The organism is Thiohalocapsa sp. (genome assembly GCF_019695415.1).
In the GTDB taxonomy this organism is placed as follows: Bacteria; Pseudomonadota; Gammaproteobacteria; order Chromatiales; family Chromatiaceae; genus Thiohalocapsa.
Genome location: NZ_JAIFKJ010000556.1, coordinates 1 through 18,095 on the forward strand (window position 1 = coordinate 1; position 18,095 = coordinate 18,095).

Annotated in this window: 18 protein-coding genes; 17 read left to right on the top strand and 1 reads right to left on the bottom strand. The window is 66.5% G+C overall.

All coding sequences use genetic code 11. From position 1 onward, the window contains the following. Window positions 1-457: 457 nt before the first annotated feature. The 16 genes from I6U14_RS15355 to I6U14_RS15430 all read left to right on the top strand — a co-directional run bounded on the left by I6U14_RS15355 (window position 458) and on the right by I6U14_RS15430 (window position 16,715). The gene (locus I6U14_RS15355) at window positions 458-1,903 is read left to right on the top strand and encodes a DegQ family serine endoprotease (RefSeq protein ID WP_296900396.1); all 1,446 of its coding nucleotides are present in this window, start codon (window positions 458-460) and stop codon (window positions 1,901-1,903) included. Window positions 1,904-1,981: 78 nt separating this feature from the next. Then, window positions 1,982-3,787, top strand: coding sequence for a translation elongation factor 4 (gene lepA, locus I6U14_RS15360; protein WP_296900397.1), 1,806 nt, complete (start codon window positions 1,982-1,984; stop codon window positions 3,785-3,787). A 208-nt stretch (window positions 3,788-3,995) separates the two neighbouring features. Continuing rightward, complete coding sequence (gene lepB, locus I6U14_RS15365; RefSeq protein WP_296900398.1) at window positions 3,996-4,883, top strand: signal peptidase I; 888 nt, start codon at window positions 3,996-3,998, stop codon at window positions 4,881-4,883. Between the two features lie 157 nt (window positions 4,884-5,040). After that, window positions 5,041-5,733: a ribonuclease III gene (gene rnc / locus I6U14_RS15370; RefSeq protein ID WP_296900399.1), complete on the top strand. Its 693-nt coding sequence runs from the start codon at window positions 5,041-5,043 to the stop codon at window positions 5,731-5,733. Further along, a complete protein-coding gene (gene era / locus I6U14_RS15375; protein ID WP_296900400.1) occupies window positions 5,726-6,613 on the top strand; it encodes a GTPase Era in 888 nt (295 codons plus the stop codon). The genes rnc and era overlap by 8 nt, the downstream gene beginning before the upstream one ends. 65 nt (window positions 6,614-6,678) lie before the next feature. After that, the gene (recO, locus tag I6U14_RS15380; protein WP_296900401.1) at window positions 6,679-7,401 is read left to right on the top strand and encodes a DNA repair protein RecO; all 723 of its coding nucleotides are present in this window, start codon (window positions 6,679-6,681) and stop codon (window positions 7,399-7,401) included. A gap of 110 nt (window positions 7,402-7,511) precedes the next feature. Beyond that, a complete protein-coding gene (gene pdxJ / locus I6U14_RS15385) occupies window positions 7,512-8,267 on the top strand; it encodes a pyridoxine 5'-phosphate synthase (protein ID WP_296900402.1) in 756 nt (251 codons plus the stop codon). A 345-nt stretch (window positions 8,268-8,612) separates the two neighbouring features. After that, window positions 8,613-10,220 carry a 2,3-bisphosphoglycerate-independent phosphoglycerate mutase gene (gpmI, locus tag I6U14_RS15390; protein ID WP_296900403.1) on the top strand — a complete coding sequence of 536 codons (1,608 nt, stop codon included), beginning with the start codon at window positions 8,613-8,615 and terminating at the stop codon, window positions 10,218-10,220. A gap of 155 nt (window positions 10,221-10,375) precedes the next feature. Next, a complete protein-coding gene (locus I6U14_RS15395) occupies window positions 10,376-10,534 on the top strand; it encodes a hypothetical protein (RefSeq protein WP_296900404.1) in 159 nt (52 codons plus the stop codon). 141 nt (window positions 10,535-10,675) lie between these two features. After that, complete coding sequence (locus I6U14_RS15400; protein ID WP_296900405.1) at window positions 10,676-11,959, top strand: glucose-1-phosphate adenylyltransferase family protein; 1,284 nt, start codon at window positions 10,676-10,678, stop codon at window positions 11,957-11,959. 136 nt (window positions 11,960-12,095) lie between these two features. Next, window positions 12,096-12,794 carry an endonuclease gene (locus I6U14_RS15405; protein WP_296900406.1) on the top strand — a complete coding sequence of 233 codons (699 nt, stop codon included), beginning with the start codon at window positions 12,096-12,098 and terminating at the stop codon, window positions 12,792-12,794. A 290-nt stretch (window positions 12,795-13,084) separates the two neighbouring features. Further along, window positions 13,085-13,462, top strand: a complete 378-nt coding sequence (gene sdhC, locus I6U14_RS15410) for a succinate dehydrogenase, cytochrome b556 subunit (RefSeq protein WP_296900407.1) — start codon at window positions 13,085-13,087, stop codon at window positions 13,460-13,462. Beyond that, window positions 13,459-13,803, top strand: coding sequence for a succinate dehydrogenase, hydrophobic membrane anchor protein (sdhD, locus tag I6U14_RS15415; protein ID WP_296900408.1), 345 nt, complete (start codon window positions 13,459-13,461; stop codon window positions 13,801-13,803). The genes sdhC and sdhD overlap by 4 nt, the downstream gene beginning before the upstream one ends. Window positions 13,804-13,845: 42 nt before the next feature. Further along, window positions 13,846-15,603, top strand: coding sequence for a succinate dehydrogenase flavoprotein subunit (sdhA, locus tag I6U14_RS15420; protein ID WP_296900413.1), 1,758 nt, complete (start codon window positions 13,846-13,848; stop codon window positions 15,601-15,603). Between the two features lie 108 nt (window positions 15,604-15,711). Further along, entirely contained in the window at window positions 15,712-16,404 is a 693-nt protein-coding gene (locus tag I6U14_RS15425; protein WP_296900409.1) for a succinate dehydrogenase iron-sulfur subunit, read from the top strand. 20 nt (window positions 16,405-16,424) lie between these two features. Continuing rightward, window positions 16,425-16,715, top strand: coding sequence for a succinate dehydrogenase assembly factor 2 (locus I6U14_RS15430; RefSeq protein WP_296900410.1), 291 nt, complete (start codon window positions 16,425-16,427; stop codon window positions 16,713-16,715). 43 nt (window positions 16,716-16,758) lie between these two features. Here the strand turns inward: I6U14_RS15430 and I6U14_RS15435 are convergent, their stop codons facing one another. Beyond that, on the bottom strand, window positions 16,759-17,352 hold the full coding sequence (locus I6U14_RS15435) for a Uma2 family endonuclease (RefSeq protein WP_296900411.1): 594 nt from the start codon (window positions 17,350-17,352) through the stop codon (window positions 16,759-16,761). Window positions 17,353-17,474: 122 nt separating this feature from the next. Between I6U14_RS15435 and I6U14_RS15440 the strand changes: the two genes are divergently transcribed. Next, window positions 17,475-18,095 (top strand): TatD family hydrolase (locus I6U14_RS15440; protein WP_296900412.1); only part of this gene is annotated, 621 nt, incomplete at its 3' end.

The window sequence follows — 18,095 nt, forward strand, 5'->3', positions numbered from 1 at the left end:
ACTAGTGGTGTGGGTGAGTGTGTGTTGATGTACTGTGGACGACACTGTGTCGTACGGTGTGGGTGTGATGTTTTTGTTTTTTCAAGCGGAAGGCGGCATACGGTGTGCCCAGGGGTCCCGTGTGCTCGGAGATTGGGTTTCCGGCCCGTCCTATTGCGCCGCGACGAGCCAGCCCCGGTCCAAGTCTCCTTTGGCTGAGTCGGGCGGCTGAGACGCGCGTTCCAATCTCAGCGTCCGCGCCTTCGCACCTGCCGGCATCGCCTCTGGGCATGCGACGGGCCGCAGTTCTGCGCCGAGTTCTGCGCCGAAGCTGCCCGTGTCAGCGCTGAGCGCATTGCACTGGCGCGCGTCCGGCGACCCCGCGCTCTGTTATCTTTGCGCTTTCGCGTCCGCCCGCTGACTGACGGGACCTGCCGCAATCCGGCCTGATGACCAAGCCACCGCAACAGATGCCCCCATGCCCACTGTGATCCGCTTTCTGCTCTGCCTGACGGTCACCCTCTCGGTGCCCGTCCAGGCGCCGGCTTTCGCCGATGAGAACGTCCCTGCGGCGGTTCGTCTTGGCCTGCCGGATTTCACGGTGCTGGTGGAGCGCTATGGGCCCGCCGTGGTGAACATCAGCACCAAGCAGAGTGCGCTGTACGGGCCGCAGGATTTCGGCGAGGAGGAGGGCCTCGGTGAGGACAGCCCGCTGTACGACTTCTTCCGCCGCTTCTTCGGCGAGGAGGGGCCGTTGCCGGAAGATGGTGAGAACGGCCGCTCGCTCGGCTCGGGCTTCATCCTGTCTCCGGATGGCTATGTGCTGACCAATTCCCATGTCATCGAGGCCGCGGACGAGATTATCGTGCGCACCAGCGACCGGCGCGAGTTCGTCGCCAAGGTGGTGGGTGCCGACGAGCGTTCCGACATGGCCCTGCTCAAGGTGGATGGCACGGACCTGCCAGCGGTGGAGATCGGCACAGCGGCGGATCTGCAAGTCGGCGAATGGGTGCTCGCCATCGGCTCGCCGTTCGGGTTCGAGCACTCCGCCACTGCCGGCATCGTCAGTGCCAAGGGCCGCTCGCTGCCCACCGAGGACTATGTGCCCTTCATCCAGACCGACGTCGCCATCAACCCGGGCAACTCCGGCGGGCCGCTGTTCAACCTCGATGGCAAAGTGGTGGGCGTCAACTCCCAGATCTACAGCCGCACCGGCGGTTTCATGGGCTTGTCGTTCGCGATTCCCATCGACGTGGCCATGGATGTGGTGGATCAGCTCAAGGAGAAGGGCCGCGTCAGCCGCGGCTGGCTCGGAGTGCTGATCCAGGACGTCACCCGGGATCTCGCGGAACCCTTTGGCTTGAGTCATCCGCGCGGCGCCCTCGTAGCACAGGTGCGGCCGGACCGTCCGGCGGCCGCGGCCGGGCTGCGCGACGGCGACATCGTGCTCGCCTTCAACGGCAAAGAGGTGTCCACCTCCAGCAACCTGCCGCCCATGGTGGGCGCCGCCAAGGTGGGCACCGAGGCCATGCTGACGGTGCTGCGCAACGGCGAAACCCTGGAGCTGCCCGTCTTGCTGTCGGAGCTGCCGGAAGAAGAGGCCTTCGCAGTGGCTCCGGGCCAGGTTGAGCAGGCGGCGGCAGACCGGCTTGGATTAGTCGTGGAGGACTTGACCGCAGAAGAGCGCGAGCGGTTGGGGCTCTCGGATCGGGGCGTCATCGTCGAGAGCGTCGAGAGCGGCCCTGCGCAGCAGGGCGGCATCCGTGCCGGGGACATCATCGTCAGCTTCGACAACGAGCCGGTGCCCGATACCAAGCGCTTCCGCCAATTGCTGGATGCGGTGCAGCCAGGCGAATCCGTGGCCGTGCTGGTGCAGCGGGGCGATGGACGCATGTTCTATCCCATTCGCATCCCGGCGGAGTAACCCCATACGCCGCCGCCGAGCGGCTGCCGCCCGACCCGTGCCCCCGTCAGCGCCGCGCCAACCAGGACCACTCCCCCGATGCCGGACCAGCAACACATCCGCAACTTCTCCATCATCGCCCATATTGACCACGGCAAATCGACGCTGGCGGACCGCTTCATCCAGCACTGCGGTAGCCTCACCGACCGGGAGATGTCGGACCAGGTGTTGGACTCCATGGACCTCGAGCGCGAGCGCGGCATCACCATCAAGGCACAGAGCGTCACCCTGGACTACCCTGCCATGAACGGCGAGGTGTACGAGCTGAACTTCATCGATACACCCGGCCACGTGGACTTCTCATACGAAGTTTCGCGCTCGCTCGCCGCCTGCGAAGGCGCGCTGTTGGTGGTGGACGCAGCGCAGGGGGTGGAGGCCCAAAGCGTGGCCAACTGCTACACCGCCATCGACCTCGGGCTCGAGGTGCTGCCGGTGCTGAACAAGATCGACCTGCCGTCAGCGGAGCCGGAGCGGGTCATCAACGAGATCGAGGAGATCATCGGCCTGGATGCCCAGAACGCCCTGCGCGTGAGCGCCAAGACGGGGCAGGGCATCCCGGAGCTGCTGGAGATGCTGGTGGAGCATGTGCCGCCGCCGGCGGGCGATGCCGATGCACCGCTGCAGGCACTCATCGTCGATTCCTGGTTCGATCCCTATGTGGGCGTCGTGTCCCTGATCCGGGTGGTGAACGGCACCCTCAACAAAAAGGACAAGATCAAGGTCATGTCCACAGGCCGGGTGTACCAGGCCGACAGCATCGGCGTCTTCACGCCCAAAAAGACCGAGCGCCCCGTGCTCGAGGTCGGCGAGGTCGGCTTTTTGATTGCTGGTATCAAGGAGATCGACGGCGCCCCGGTGGGCGACACTATCACCAGCGCCGAGCGCCCGGCTGAGGGCCGGCTGCCGGGCTTTCGGCAGATCCAGCCGCGGGTGTTCGCCGGGCTCTACCCGGTCTCCTCCGACGACTACGAAGACCTGCGCGATGCCCTTGGCAAGATCCGGCTGAACGACTCTTCCCTGTTCTACGAGCCCGAAACCTCGCAGGCACTCGGCTTCGGCTTCCGCTGCGGTTTCCTCGGCATGCTGCACATGGAGATCTTGCAGGAGCGTTTGGAGCGCGAGTACGACCTCGAGCTTATCACCACGGCGCCGACGGTGGTGTATGAGGTGCTCAAGAGCGATGGTGAGACCATCAACGTCGACAATCCGGCCAATCTGCCGGACACCGGCGCCATCGCAGAGATCCGCGAGCCCATCATCGAAGCGCATATCCTGGTGCCGCAGGATCTGCTCGGCGGCGTCATGAACCTGTGCATCGAGAAGCGCGGCGTGCAGAAGCAGCTTCAATACCTGGGCGGGCAGGTGCAGGCCGCCTACGAGCTGCCGCTCAATGAGGTGGTGCTGGACTTCTTCGACCGGCTCAAGTCCGTGAGCCGCGGCTATGCCTCTTTCGAGTACGAGCTGAAGCGCTTCCAGGCGGCGGACCTCGTCAAGCTGGATATTTTGATCAATGGCGAGCGCGTCGATGCGCTGTCGCTCATCGTCCATCGCGGTAATGCCCAGTTTCGCGGCCGCGAGCTCACCGAGCGTATGAAGGAGCTGATTCCGCGGCAGATGTACGAGGTGGCCATTCAGGCCGCCATCGGCAGCAAGGTCATCGCCCGAACGACGGTAAAGGCCCTGCGCAAGAACGTCACCGCCAAGTGTTACGGCGGAGATGTGACCCGCAAGCGCAAGCTGTTGGAGAAGCAGAAGGCCGGCAAGAAGCGCATGAAGCAAGTGGGCCGCGTGGAGATTCCGCAGGAGGCATTCCTTGCCGTCTTGCAGGCAGGGAAGGATAATTGACGGTTTTGTAGGCGGGCCTAACAAAGCGCCGATTTATTGGCGCTTCCCGTCCGGGGCAGGACGCCCCGCCATTTTCGGCGACGTAAGTCGCTGACAATGAAGGAGCCGGGAAACCGCCCAAGGTCTGGACAGGCCCGGCTCCGTCTGATTTTTGGGCAGGATGCCCAATACATCAGCATCTCCCTAACAGCCGGATGCCAGAGACAGCATGAGCTTCGACTTTCCGACTTTCCTTGTGGCCGCAACGGCCCTCACCGGCGGCATCTGGCTTGTGGATGCATTGGTGTTCGCGCCGCGTCGCCGCCGGCTCGCGACCGAGCAGGCCGCCTCCGGAGCCAGTACCGATGCCACAGCGGGCAGTACGGGTGGTGCGCCGGCTCAGGGCGCGGACCGTCGCTACCGCGAGCCTGTGATCGTGGAATATGCCCGATCATTTTTTCCAGTCATCCTCGCAGTGCTGCTGCTGCGCTCCTTTTTGGTGGAGCCCTTTCGAATCCCCTCCGGCTCCATGATGCCAACCCTGTTGGTGGGTGATTTCATCCTCGTGAACAAGTTCGCCTACGGGCTGCGGTGGCCGGTGCTGAATACTAAGTTCCTGGAGCTCGGGGAGCCTGAGCGCGGTGACGTTGTCGTGTTCCGCTTCCCGCAAGATGAATCCATCGACTACATCAAGCGGGTGGTGGGTATACCGGGTGATCAGGTCTACTACCGCAACAAAACCCTGTATGTGAACGGTGAGCCGGCCGGGCAGGTCCAGCTGCCGCCCTATGTCGGCGAGGGCTCCGGGCAGGGCCACACGGGCGCCATGCGGGCCGTTGAAGACATCGATGGTCTTGAGCACGAGATCCTGATCAACCCGCGTGCACGGGATCTGCCGCCGGGCTGCTCGGTGCTTGCTGACGGCCCGGTGACGGTACCCGACGGCACCTATTTCGTGATGGGGGACAACCGCGATAACAGTAACGACAGCCGCTGCTGGGGCTTCGTGTCGGAGGAGAACCTGGTCGGCAAGGCGTTTGCGATCTGGATGCACTGGGATGGGAACCGCAACGGGTTACCCATCGCCTTCGGACGGCTTGGGGATGTGATCCACTGATGCGGTCGCAGCCGGGTCTTGCGCAGCGCGCCCCGAGCAGCGCCCGGCCCGCAAAAGGCGGATTCGAGCGGGCCCTGAGCGGCAAGGTGCGCACGCACATCATCGCCAACCTTGGTGTGGCTATGGCCTTCGCGCATGCAGTGCTTCTCGGGCAGTCATGAGCGCTGATCCGCGTGTGCTTGCCCAAAGCCTGCTCGGTGGCGACGCAAAGCTGCAGCCGGACCTGCTCACGCTGGCGCTGACGCATCGCAGCGCCGGGCGCGCCAACAACGAGCGTCTGGAGTTTTTGGGCGATGCCGCGCTGGGGCTGATCATGGCGGAGGCGCTGTGGGCGCGCTTCCCAGAAGCAGACGAGGGTGAGCTCAGCCGCCGCCGCGCGGCGCTCGTGAACAAAGACAGCCTCGCAGGACTCGCCCGGGAAGTGCGGCTCGGCGACTACCTGCATTTGGGCCCGGGTGAGCTGCGCACGGGCGGCCACGCTCGGGATTCGATCCTCGCGGACGCTCTGGAGGCCGTCATCGGCGCTGTCTATCTCGACCTGGGTCTGGAGCAAGCGCGGGAGATGCTGCTGCGGCTCTTTGCCGGGCGGCTCGAATCTGTCGCCCGCGAAGAAGCCATCAAGGACCCGAAGACACGCCTGCAGGAGTTGCTGCAGGCACGCCGCCGGCCGGTGCCGGAATACAATGTCGCCGATGTGTCTGGTGCCGCCCACGATCAGCACTTTGTCGTGGTCTGCCGCCTGCCGGATACGGCGGCCGAGGCCTGCGGTGAGGGTACCAGCCGCCGGCGTGCAGAGCAGGCGGCCGCCGCGCGGATGCTCGCTGAGCTGACCGGAGACGCGGATGGCTGAGCGCTGCGGCACCGTTGCCATCCTCGGCCGGCCCAACGTTGGCAAGTCCACGCTCTTGAACCGGCTCATGGGCCAGAAGCTGGCTATCACCTCGCACAAGGCGCAGACCACGCGGCACGCGATTTTGGGTGTCAAAAGCCGAGCTGACGGTCAGATCCTGTACGTGGATACGCCGGGGCTGCACCAGCGAGGCAGCAATGCGCTGAACCGCTTGCTCAACCGCACGGCAAGGGCGGCACTCGCGGATGTGGATCTGATCCTGTTGGTGGTGGCGGTGCCGCGCTTCACGGACGAGGACGCACTTGCGCTGGAGGCGGCTGCGGCGGCCGGGCCGCCCGTGGTCGCCGCCGTCAACAAGGTGGACAGAGTGAAGGACAAGTCCGCGCTGCTGCCCTACCTGCAGACCCTGGCGGCGCGCCATGACTTCGCCGAGGTCGTGCCCTTGTCGGCACGCACCGGGGAGCAGGTGGAGCACTTGGAGGACCTGCTGCTGGCTCAACTGCCCGAAGGCGACCGCGTCTACCCGGATGACCAGCTCACCGATCGGTCGGAGCGATTTCTCGCGGCGGAGCTGTTGCGCGAGCAGCTGACCCGACGCTACGCCCAGGAGCTGCCCTACGCGGTCACCGTGGAGATCGAGCGCTTCGAGGACCAGGGCGGGCGCTACCTGATCCATGCGTTGATCTGGGTAGAGCGTGAGAGTCAGAAGGCCATCATCATCGGCCGCGGCGGCGAGGCCCTCAAGGCCGCCGCCAGCGAGGCCCGCCGGCAGATGCAGCAGATGTTCGGCTGTCCGGTGCACCTGGAGGTCTGGGTCAAGGTCAAGGCCAGCTGGCGCAGCGACGAGGCGGCGCTGGCGAGCTTGGGGTATGGAGACTAGATTCACCCGGCGGGACGCCCGATCTTCAGCAAAACCGATAGCGAGTGCGATGGCCTAGTGCTGCGATGAATCGAGGCCAGCTGCAACCGGCCTATGTGCTGCACCGCCGAGACTACGGCGACACCAGTCTGCTGTTGGAGTTGTTCACCGCAGGGCACGGCCGGCTGCCACTGGTAGCGAAGGGGGCCCGCCGCGGACGGCGCGCGGGAGGCAGCCAGGCGGCGCTGCTCCAGCCCTTCGCGCCGCTGCTGGTGGCCTGGACCGGCCGCGGCGAGGTGCGCACGCTGACTCACGCGGAGTCCGCCGGCCGTGCTGCGGCGCTCGCTGGCGACGCGCTTTATTGCGCTTTTTACGTCAACGAGCTGCTGCTGCGGTTGCTCGGCCGTGAGGAGGCAGACCAGGTGCTGTTCGGCGCCTACCAGCAGGTGCTCGCTGCGCTGGCGGTGGCCGGGCCTGCCGATACCCCGCTGCGGCGCTTCGAGCTGACGCTGCTGGAGCAGCTTGGTTATTGTCCGCCCTTGGATCGTGAGGCAGAGACAGGCAGGCCGGTGCAGCCGGAACGGCGCTACGTTTGCGATTTGGAACGCGGACCATTGCCCGCGGTCACAGCGGATGCGCCAGGTGCCGTGAGTGGCGCGACGCTGCTGGCATTGCAGGCAGGGGATATGCTCACCGGCTGCGGTGTGCGCGAGGCGCGGGACCTGCTGCGCAAACTCCTGGCGCCTCATCTGGGCGAGAAGCCGCTCTTGAGCCGGGCGCTCTTTGCGGCCCGACGCAGACCGGCCTGACCCATTTGGAGCCTGACCTCGTGTGGTGGGCGCCAAACCCCAGTGCGAGTCTTGGAGGGGCTGCGCTGCCTGCCCAACATCAACAATCCATGCAAGGAGCCAAGTTCGATATGTCCCAATCCGACGGCGCGGCCATCCTCCTCGGTGTCAACATCGACCACGTCGCCACGCTGCGCGAGGCCCGCGGCACCCGCTACCCGGAGCCCATCCAGGCGGCGCTGGTGGCTGAGCAGGCGGGGGCCGACGCCATCACGCTGCATCTACGTGAGGACCGGCGCCACATCCAGGACCGGGATGTCGAGCTGTTGCGGGACATCCTCCATTCCCGCATGAACCTCGAGATGGCGGCCACGGCTGAGATGGGCCGCATCGCCAGCCGGTTGCGGCCGGCAGACTGTTGCCTGGTGCCGGAGCGGCGCGCCGAGCTCACCACCGAGGGCGGACTCGATGTGGTCGGTCAAAGGGCTGCGCTGAGTGATTTCTGCGCCATGCTCGCGGAGTCCGGCGTGCGGGTGTCGCTCTTCATCGATCCAGATCCCGCGCAGCTCGACGCCGCCGCCGAGGTGGGCGCGCCGGTGGTGGAGATTCACACGGGGCGGTATGCCGATGCCGAAACGCCGACCGCCCGCACCGGCGAGCTGGCGCGTATCCAAGGCGCAGTGGCGCACGGTCTCAGCCTTGGGCTGCAGGTCAACGCGGGCCACGGACTCGACTATCACAACACCGCCGCTGTCGCTGCGTTGCCCGGCGTGCGTGAGCTCAACATCGGCCACGCCATCATCGCCCGGGCCGTCTTCTCTGGGCTGGCTGCGGCGGTGACCGACATGAAGTCCCTCATGCTGCGCGCGGCGGCCACGCGCGCCTGAACTCCTTCTGCAGGCACCATACGGCGCGGCCGCCGGCCGTCCCCTCGGGCCGCTGTACCGTCGCTGCGGTTTGCGCGCAGCCCTATGGAGGAAAGCCACAGGCTGCGTTTCCGCCGCCGCTGGCTATGCTGTCCCACACCCGCTGGCGTTCTCTGATGACGGCCTACGAAGCGACCACTGCCCAATGATTGTACGACACGCACCAAGCCGGTGCGCTCGGGTAGCCGTCGCAACCGGGGCGCCGTGCCCTGGGCCGCTCCGCAGTTGAATGTGGCTTAGGGCACGATTCTTGCGCCGATTTGGGCAGTCCTATCAGGCAACCGCAAGCCTTAGCGGAGAGACCCAATGAGCGAGTCCGATGCAACGCCGACACCTGCAACTACCCGACCGGCCAAGCCAGCGGTACTGGTGATCCTGGATGGCGTCGGTGTCAATCCGAGCAAGCTCAACAACGCCGTGGCGCAGGCGCAGACGCCGCGCCTGGATGAGTATTTCTATCGTTATCCGTTCACCGTGCTGAACGCCTCCGGGGGTGGTGTCGGCCTGCCGGACGGGCAGATGGGCAATTCTGAAGTGGGCCATATGACCCTCGGCAGCGGCTGTACGGTGCGGCAGGACTTGGTGCTCATCGACGATGCCGTTGCCAACGGCAGCTTCCATGCCAACGCGGCCCTCCTCGCCGCCGCGGACGCCGCCAAGGCCGCGCGCCGACCGCTGCACCTGCTCGGACTCGTCTCCAATGGCGGCGTACATTCGCATGTGCGCCACCTGATGGCACTGATCGAGCTCTGCCGGCGCCGCGGCGCAAAGCCACTGCTGCACATGATCACGGATGGCCGCGATACCCCGCCCAAGTCGGCCCTCAACGAGCTGAGCGAGCTGGAGCAGGCGCTGGACGCCGCCGGTGGCGGCTTTGCCACTGTCAGCGGGCGTTACTACGCGATGGATCGCGATCGCCGCTGGGAGCGCACCGAGCGCGCCTGGCGCGCCATCGTTTTGGGTAAGGGCCGCGGCGCGGCCGACGCGCGCGGGGCCATCAATGCCGCTTACGCCGCCGGCGAAACCGACGAATTCATCCAACCGAGCGTCATCAACGGCTACCGTGGCCTCGAGCCGGATGATCCGCTCGTACTCTTCAACTTCCGCAAGGACCGGCCGCGACAGATCGCCGCGGCGCTGGCCTTGACGGACTTCGAGGGTTTCGATCGTGGTGGTGCTCCCAAAGCGGCCATTACCTGCATGATGCAGTACGACAAGGGTTTCGGGCTGCCCTATGCCTTCACGCCAGACGCGCCGGCGGTGGCCTTGAACCGCTACCTGAGCGGGCTCGGCATCAAGCAGTTCCACTGCGCCGAGACCGAGAAGTACGCCCATGTCACCTTCTTCTTCAACAGCGGCGTCGAGGAGCCGGCGGACGGCGAAACGCACCGGCTCATTCCGTCCCCGGCGGTACGCACCTACGACATGAAGCCCGAAATGAGCGCACCTCAGGTGGCGAACGCCGTGGTGGAGGCGATCGAGGGTGGGCAGTACGGCTTCATTGTCGTGAACTTCGCCAACGGTGACATGGTGGGGCACACCGGGGACATGGGCGCCGCAGTGCGTGCCATGGAAGCCGTGGACACGCAGGTCGGGCGCGTGCTGGATGCCGCCGTCGCCGCGGGCTACGCCGTGCTCCTTACTGCCGACCACGGCAATTGCGACATGATGATGGATCCGGAGACCGACGAGCCGCACACCCAGCACACGACGCACCCGGTGCCGCTGCTGGTGGTGGATCAGCAACGCTGGCTGCTGGCGCCGAGCGGCACCCTCGCCGATGTGGCACCGTCGCTGTTGACGCTCATGGATCTGCCGATACCGGACGCCATGACCGGCCGCTCGGTGTTGCTCGAGGCCTTGCCAGCGCAGCCGGCGGTGGTGTTGGAAGATCGCATGGCCAAGGCCGGGTGACCAGCATGGCCGCTACAGGGCATCCGCTCGCGGCCTTGCCGCCACACCGGGAGAAGCCTGTGTCCCCCGCTCAACGCCCGGATCAAGCAGCCGGCCACCGACCCCGGCGCCAGGACACGACGACGCGATCGGGGCGCAGGCATGCGCTGTCGTCGTTGGCGCACCGCGTCCTATTGTTATTGACGCTGGCCCTCGGCGCCGGCGCGCTGGTCTACAATGCCGTCAGCATCGTCAACGGCGACAGCGGTCTCATGGGGCTGCCGGCGCTGTCGGGCGCGGGCTGGACTGATCCGGCGCCCAGCTTCTGCGGCTGACACGCCGTCGTCCGACGACAGCAGAAATACCGGCCCAAGCGATAGCGGTCGGCTCTCCGACCGCCCGCAAAATTCAAGGACAGTCGAGCCGTAGGCTGCACAGGTGCGGTGCGGCGCGACTGGATCCGGCGCAGCGAGATCATGCCAAGCGCGACCCTAACGTTTGTTTTCGCCATCGAGCGCGGCGCCCCGGCGCCGCTCACCCAGCAGCGCACCAAGGCCGCGGTGCCCTTCGCCGGCAAGTACCGGGTCATCGATTTCACGCTGGCCAACTGTCTGCATTCCGGGTTGCGACAGGTGCTGGTATTGACTCAGTACAAATCGCACTCGCTGCATAAGCACCTGCGCGATGCCTGGTCGCTGTTCAATGCGGAGCTGGGGGAGTTCATCACCGCTGTACCACCGCAGATGCGTGATGGCGGCGGGTGGTACCTCGGTGTGTTGGACGCGCTGCGCCAGAACCGCTATCTCATCGAGCGCTCCCGCGCCGAGCAGATACTGCTGCTGGACGGCGGTGTCGTGTATCGCATGGACTATGCCGAGCTTATCGGCTACCACCGTGAACAGCGGGCGGGCGTCACCTGTGCTGTGCGCCCGGCGGGCGGCAGCGTTGCAGACGGCGCTGTGGCGCTGCGCTGCGACGCCGCCGACCGCATCTGCGCGCTGACGCCGCGGGTGCATCCCCAAAAGGAGCCCCAGATAGCCTCCGAGGCGACAACGCGAGCGGAGGGGACGGAAAGCTTCGACGCGCCAATGGGGGTCTATGTGGTGGATAAGGCGCTGCTGCTCGCAGAGCTCGACGCCCTGGCGGCCGCCGAGGTCGAGGCGGCGCCGGCGGCGGACGCAGGCTCGCCGCCGGGCGCGGGGGCAGACCTCGCCCTGCACCTGCTGCCGCCGCTGCTGGAGCGGGAGACCGTCTGTGCCTACCGCTTTGGCGGCGAGCGCGGCCGGGTGACACCAGATCAGTACTGGAGCGACCTCGCATCGACCGATGCGTACTTCCGCGCGAATATGGCGCTGCTGGAGGCGGAGCCCCCTCTGGACCTGTATCAGCCGGACTGGAACATCCTGACCTACCAAGGTCAGTATCCGCCGGCGCGGACTGTGCCCGGCGCCACGTCCGGCAACGAGGGCATCTTCGTCAACTCCATGCTCGCCGCCGGCACCGTCATCCGCGGCGGCGGCGTCAGCCATTCCGTGCTCTTCCCGCAGGTGGAGGTCGAGGACGGTGCCATCGTCGACGAGGCCATCCTGTTCGAGGGCGTCAAGGTGGGCGAGGGCGCCCAGATCCGCCGCTGCATCTGCGACAAGGACGTGGTGATTGGCCCCGGCGAGCACATCGGCTTCGACCGTGCGGCGGACGCGGCCAGGTTTGACGTGTCGGCAGACGGTATTGTCGTGATTCCCAAGGGTAAGCGGGTCTGACCTCTGGGGCGCACCGGACGATGCAGCGAGCATCTCAGCTTGTCATCAGCGCCCGGCGCATGCGTCCGACCGCCGTGTGCAATGCTCTGGATCGCGCTGTTCGCGGTCGCATCAGGCAAACCGGAGCCCCGGCGCCGTGATTGCGGATGGCGGCTTCAACGCGGTCGCCGCGGCTGTGCCGGCGTCGACCCCCGAGCGTTTGCGAGAGATCTTCGGCACGCTGCTTGCCGCCCACGGCCATCAAGACTGGTGGCCCGCGGATACACCCTTCGAGGTCATGCTCGGTGCCGTGCTGACGCAAAACACGGCCTGGACCAACGTCGAGAAGGCGCTCGCAAGGCTCACCGAGCGCATCCCGCTCACGCCGGAGGCGCTGCTCGGGTTGGCGGAGACGGAGCTCGCGGAGCTGCTCCGCCCCGTCGGCTATTTCAACGTCAAGGCCGCGCGCCTCAGGGCTTTCTGCGCGGCGCTGCTTGAAGCCGGCGGCGAAGCGGCGCTGGCCGCGGAAGACACCGCAAGCCTGCGCCGGCGTCTGCTCGCCATGCACGGCATTGGCCCCGAGACGGCGGACGACATACTGCTCTATGCTTTTGGCCGGCCGGTGTTCGTCGTCGACGCTTACACGCGCCGGCTGTTTGTGCGCTTAGGCGTGTTGGAGGACGGCGCAGGCTACGAGGTCATTCGGGGCCTGTTCGAACAAGCGCTCGGTCCGGATACGGCGCTGTTCAACGAATACCATGCCCTCATCGTGCGCCATGCCAAGGACATCTGCCGCGCCCGCCGACCACGCTGCGGCGACTGCGTGCTGCGGGCACAGTGTCCTAGCGCGGTCTGATCCGGCCCCGGCCAGGACGGCCAATCAGTCGGTATGGGCCATGATCGGCTCTTGGCATGCTGACTATTGGCCCGCGCCGCTTGTGGCGAGGGCAGGGCGGCTATACGCTGCTCCGTCGCAGAAGTGTTGCTATCGCCCCTGCGCCCCGGGCTCGTCGCGGCGTCCAAGGCCAGAGACCGGATAAACTGCCCGGTCTCCGCCCGCGATAACAACCAAAACGAACCGTCCGCGGCGCGGTCACACCACCTTGAGACGGCGGCGCGAGTCGTCGCCGCACATCCGAGGACACCATGACAACGAGCCGACCCGTCTTTCTGGAGCTGTGGCGTATCCACCTGCCGGTGCCGGCGGTGGTATCCATCCTGCACCGTATCAGCGGCGTGTTGATGGTGCTGTCTATCCCGGTCTTCGCCTGGCTCTTCGCGCAGGCGCTGGCGAGTCCAGCTGGCTTCGCGGCATCCGCGGCCTTCCTCGGCCATCCGCTGGTGCAAGTGGGTTTGTTGGTGATGGCTTGGGCGCTGCTGCACCATCTGATTGCCGGTATCCGCTATCTGGTGATCGATCTCGGCATCGGCGTGGACCGGCCGACGGCCCGCGCCACGGCCTGGACAGCGCTGACCGCGGCGCTGGCGCTGACGGTCGTCGTGGCCGGGGGCATGCTGTTGTGAGTCGCCGCGCCTCCGGACTGAAAGCCTGGTTCCTGCAGCGGGCGACGGCGGTGTATCTGGGCCTCTTCGGCATCTATCTGGCGCTTTATTTCATGCTGGCGGGGCCGGCTAGCCATGCGGAGCTGGTGGCCTGGGCAGCGAGTCCTTGGGTAGCGCTCGGGCTGCTGTTGTTTGTCCCGATCCTACTCGCGCATGCTTGGGTGGGCATCCGGGATGTGTTCATGGACTACATAAAGCCCATTGGGCTGAGGGCGGCGGCCATGACGCTGGTGGGCTTCGTCTTCCTGGCCTCCGGGCTTTGGGCAGCGCAGGCCATCATCGCCGCGCGCGCCCTGCAATAACCAAGACAGGAGGCCAGCTGCGTGCCCGATCCCCTTCGCCCAATTCCGCATCGCAGGTTCGACGCGCTGATCATCGGTGCCGGCGGCGCCGGGCTGAACGCCGCGCTGCGCCTGGCGAGCGCCGACCTGCGCGTGGCCGTGGTGTCTAAAGTGTTTCCGACCCGCTCCCACACCGTGGCAGCCCAGGGCGGGGTCAACGCGGCGCTTGCCAACGTGCTGCCGGACGACTGGCACTGGCACATGTTCGACACCGTCAAGGGCTCCGACTACCTGGGCGACCAGGACGCCATCGAGTACATGTGCCGCGAGGCCATCCCGACAGTCTATGAGCTTGAGCACGCGGGCGTGCCGTTCTCCAGAATTGATGACGGGCGCATCTACCAGCGGGCCTTCGGCGGGCAGAGCCAGAACTTCGGCGGCGACCAGGCGGCGCGCACCTGTGCCGCGGCGGACCGCACCGGCCACGCCATCCTGCACACGCTTTATCAGCAGAACGTGCGCGCCCGCACGCACTTTTTCGACGAATACTTCGCCATCGACCTGATCCGGGACGAGGAGGGCGCCATTCTGGGCGCGCTGGTGCTGGAGATCGAGACCGGCGAGACGCTGGTCATCGAGGCCAAAGCGACGCTGCTCGCCACCGGCGGCCACGGCCAGGTGTTCCGCACCACCACCAACGCCTTCATCAACACCGGCGACGGCATGGCCATGGCGCTGCGCGCCGGCGTACCGCTGATGGATATGGAGTTCTACCAGTTCCACCCGACGGGCGTTGCCGGAAAAGGCATGCTTATTACCGAAGGTGCTCGCGGCGAGGGCGGCTATCTGATCAACGGCGACGGCGAGCGCTTCATGGAGCGCTATGCCCCGAGGGCGCTGGACCTGGCGAGCCGCGATGTGGTCGCCCGTTCCATGGTGACGGAGATTCGCGAGGGGCGCGGCTGCGGGCCGAACAAGGACCACGTGATGCTGCGCCTTGATCACCTGGGCGCCGACGTGGTCCACCGCCGCCTGCCGGGCATCACGGACATCTGCCGCGTGTTTCTCGGCATCGACCCCGCCGAGCAGCCCATCCCTGTCTTCCCGACGGCCCACTACGCCATGGGCGGCATTCCGACGGACCGCTTCGCCCGCGTCGTAGCACCAGCAAGGCACGGTCCGGAAGAGATCGTGCCCGGGCTCTACGCGGCCGGCGAGTGCGCCTGCGTGTCGGTGCACGGCGCCAACCGGCTCGGCGGCAATTCATTGCTGGACATCTTGGTATTCGGCCGCGCCGCCGGTACGGATATCCTGCAGTATGTTGCCGAGAATCCGAACCATAGGCCGATGCGCGACGCCGACATCGAGCCCGCGCTGACGCGGCTCGGTCGCTGGGACCGCAGTGGCGAGGGCGAGTCCGTGGCCGCGGCCAAAGCCGATCTGCGCAAGCTGATGGAGGACCACTGCGGCGTCTTCCGCGACGACGCCACCATGGCGGAGGGGGTCGAAAAGCTCAAGGCCCTGCGCCAGCGGGTCGAGCACGTACGCCTGAAGGATCAGAGCCGCACCTTCAACACCGCCCGCATCGAGGCCCTGGAGCTCGACAACCTGGTGGACGTGGGGATGGCGACGCTGATGTCCGCGCTGCACCGCCAGGAGAGCCGTGGCGCACACTCCCGCGTGGATTATCCGGAGCGCGACGACGAGCAGTGGATGAAGCACAGCCTCTACGCTCGCGACGGCGACCGCATGGACTACAAGCCCGTGCGCACCAAGCCGCTGACGGTGGAGAGCTTTCCGCCGAAGGCGAGGGTCTATTGATCAGGAAGTATCGAGTACCGAGGAGCGAGGGGCGAGGCGGACAAGCCGCTGTCCGCACATCGTTGCTCGCCCCTCGATACTCGTCACTCGCTACTCGATACTCAGACCATGCAAATAAGCATATACCGCTACCACCCCGAGCAGGACAACAAGCCCCGCATGCAGACCTACGAGGTCGAGGAGCAGCCGGGCATGATGCTGCGCGAGGCTCTGCTCGCCATCAAAGAGCAGGACGAGAGCTTTTCCTTCCGGCACTCCTGCGGCGAGGGCGTCTGCGGCTCGGATGCCATGAATGTCAATGGCAGCAACAAGCTCGCCTGCATTACGCCCGTGTCTGAGCTGAAGCGCCCGATCCAGGTGCGCCCGCTACCGGGCCGCCCGGTGATCCGGGACCTGGTGGTGGACATGACCCAGTTCTACGAGCAGTACCGCAACGTGCAGCCCTATCTGATCCGCAAAGAGCCGCTCCCGGAGCAAGAGATCCGCCAGTCGCCCGAGGATCGGGACAAGCTGGACGGACTCTACGAGTGCATCATGTGCGGCGCCTGCTCCACCGCCTGCCCGTCCTTTTGGTGGAATCCGGATAAGTTCCATGGTCCGCAAGCACTGCTCGCTTCCTGGCGCTTCCTCGCCGACAGCCGTGATCAGGCCACGGAGGAGCGCCTGGATGCGCTGGAGGGGCCCTACAAGCTCTTCCGCTGCCACACCATCATGAACTGCGTCGAGGTCTGCCCCAAGGGCCTGAACCCAACCCGGGCCATCGGTAAGATCAAGGACCTGATGCTGGAGAAGTCCGTCTGAGCCCGCGCCGGCACGCTGCCATGCGTTTAACCGATGCTCCCGCCGCCGAGATCGTCGCGCAAGCCGCGCGGCTGCGCTGGCAATGCAGGCGTGGGATGTTGGAGCTGGACCTCCTGTTGAACCGCTTTCTCGAAGTGGGCTTTGCGGACCTGGATGAAGCCAGTCGCGCCGATTTCGTGCGCCTGCTGGGCTACCAGGATCAGATCATCCATGACTGGCTCATGGGCCAAGCGGTGCCGGCGGATGCCGCGCTGCGGCGACTGGTGGCCGCGATCCGGGCGGCGATGCGGGACGATCGGGCGAACCCTTGACGACCCGGGCGGTACTCCGCGGAAGCGCAGCAGCACTTGCGCCTCAATCCTCCGGCGCCGGCAGGCGAGACACCAGATCATCCCAACGGATGCTGACGTCGGGCAGCACTCCCACCGGCGTTTCGCCCGTCAGTTCCTGCACCCCGGGCTTGCCGTAGCCCTCTGTCCCGAGCCGGTAGATGGTGACCATACGGTCGCCCGGGTGCACCAGCCAATACTCGCGCACGCCGGCGCGCTCGTAGACGCGGCGCTTTTTCACATGGTCGTGGCTGGCCGTGCTGGGGGAGAGGACCTCCACCACCAGATCCGGGCCGCCGCGCACGCCGCGGCGGTCCAGCTTGCCTTGATCGCACACCACCAGCACGTCGGGCTGGACCACGGTGTCGATGAGCTCGTCCGCCTCGTCCGCCTTCGGCAGGCGCACGTCCACCGGGGCGATGTAGACGCGGCAGGGTTTATCATCCAGCGCCAAGCGCAGCTGGAGATAGAGCTCCCCGGCAATGTCCTGATGCTCCAGGGTCGGCGCCGGCGCCATCAGGTAGGCGACGCCGTCGATGAGCTCGTACCGGACATCCTCGGGCCAGTTGACGTAATCGCCGTAGGTGTGGTGTTCGGTGTCGCGTTGCCGCAGTCCCAAGGGTGGCCTCCGTGGTGTCAGTCGGGTCGGCGCGGGGCGGCAGCGGGTGCAGTAGGATTGGCGAGTCATCCCCGGCCGCCCGCGTTCCTGCCCATCTTAGTGCCTCGCCCTGACGGTCACCAATGCACCTGATCGACACCCATTGCCACCTCGACGTGTCCGACTTCGATGCCGACCGAGACCGCGTCCTCGCGCAGTGTCGGGAGGCCGGCGTACGCGACATCGTCGTGCCGGCCATCGACCGTGCCGGCTGGCCGAAGCTGCTTGCGCTCTGTGCCGATCAGGCTATGCTGCACCCCGCGCTCGGCATGCACCCGGTCTTCATGGACCGCCACGCCGACGCGGATCTGCCGGCGCTGGAAGCCGCGCTCGCCGAACATCACCCCCTGGCGGTCGGTGAGATCGGCCTCGACTTCGCGCTGGAGAAGGACACCGCCGGCCGTGAGCGCCAGCGGCAGTTGTGCGCCGCGCAGCTCGCCATCGCCGCCGCTGCTGGACTCCCGGTGCTGCTGCACGTACGCAAGGCCCACGATGTGATGCTCGGCCTGCTGCGGCAGGCGGGCGTCACGGGCGGCATTGCGCACGCCTTCAACGGCAGCCTGGAGCAGGCGCATCAGTATCTCGACCTGGGCTTCCGGCTGGGCTTCGGCGGCATGCTCACCTTCGAGCGCTCCTCGAAGCTGCGCCGGCTTGCCGCCGAGCTGCCGATGGAGGCCATCGTGCTGGAGACCGATGCGCCGGAC

Excerpts from the sequence above, each read along its gene's own strand:
- lepA (WP_296900397.1), top strand. The coding sequence starts at position 1,982 with ATGCCGGACCAGCAACACATCCGCAACTTCTCCATCATCGCCCATATT.
- sdhC (WP_296900407.1), top strand. The coding sequence starts at position 13,085 with ATGACAACGAGCCGACCCGTCTTTCTGGAGCTGTGGCGTATCCACCTG.
- pdxJ (WP_296900402.1), top strand. The coding sequence starts at position 7,512 with ATGTCCCAATCCGACGGCGCGGCCATCCTCCTCGGTGTCAACATCGAC.
- era (WP_296900400.1), top strand. The coding sequence starts at position 5,726 with ATGGCTGAGCGCTGCGGCACCGTTGCCATCCTCGGCCGGCCCAACGTT.
- I6U14_RS15430 (WP_296900410.1), top strand. The coding sequence starts at position 16,425 with ATGCGTTTAACCGATGCTCCCGCCGCCGAGATCGTCGCGCAAGCCGCG.
- rnc (WP_296900399.1), top strand. The coding sequence starts at position 5,041 with ATGAGCGCTGATCCGCGTGTGCTTGCCCAAAGCCTGCTCGGTGGCGAC.
- recO (WP_296900401.1), top strand. The coding sequence starts at position 6,679 with ATGAATCGAGGCCAGCTGCAACCGGCCTATGTGCTGCACCGCCGAGAC.
- lepB (WP_296900398.1), top strand. The coding sequence starts at position 3,996 with ATGAGCTTCGACTTTCCGACTTTCCTTGTGGCCGCAACGGCCCTCACC.
- I6U14_RS15425 (WP_296900409.1), top strand. The coding sequence starts at position 15,712 with ATGCAAATAAGCATATACCGCTACCACCCCGAGCAGGACAACAAGCCC.
- I6U14_RS15400 (WP_296900405.1), top strand. The coding sequence starts at position 10,676 with ATGCCAAGCGCGACCCTAACGTTTGTTTTCGCCATCGAGCGCGGCGCC.
- I6U14_RS15355 (WP_296900396.1), top strand. The coding sequence starts at position 458 with ATGCCCACTGTGATCCGCTTTCTGCTCTGCCTGACGGTCACCCTCTCG.
- gpmI (WP_296900403.1), top strand. The coding sequence starts at position 8,613 with ATGAGCGAGTCCGATGCAACGCCGACACCTGCAACTACCCGACCGGCC.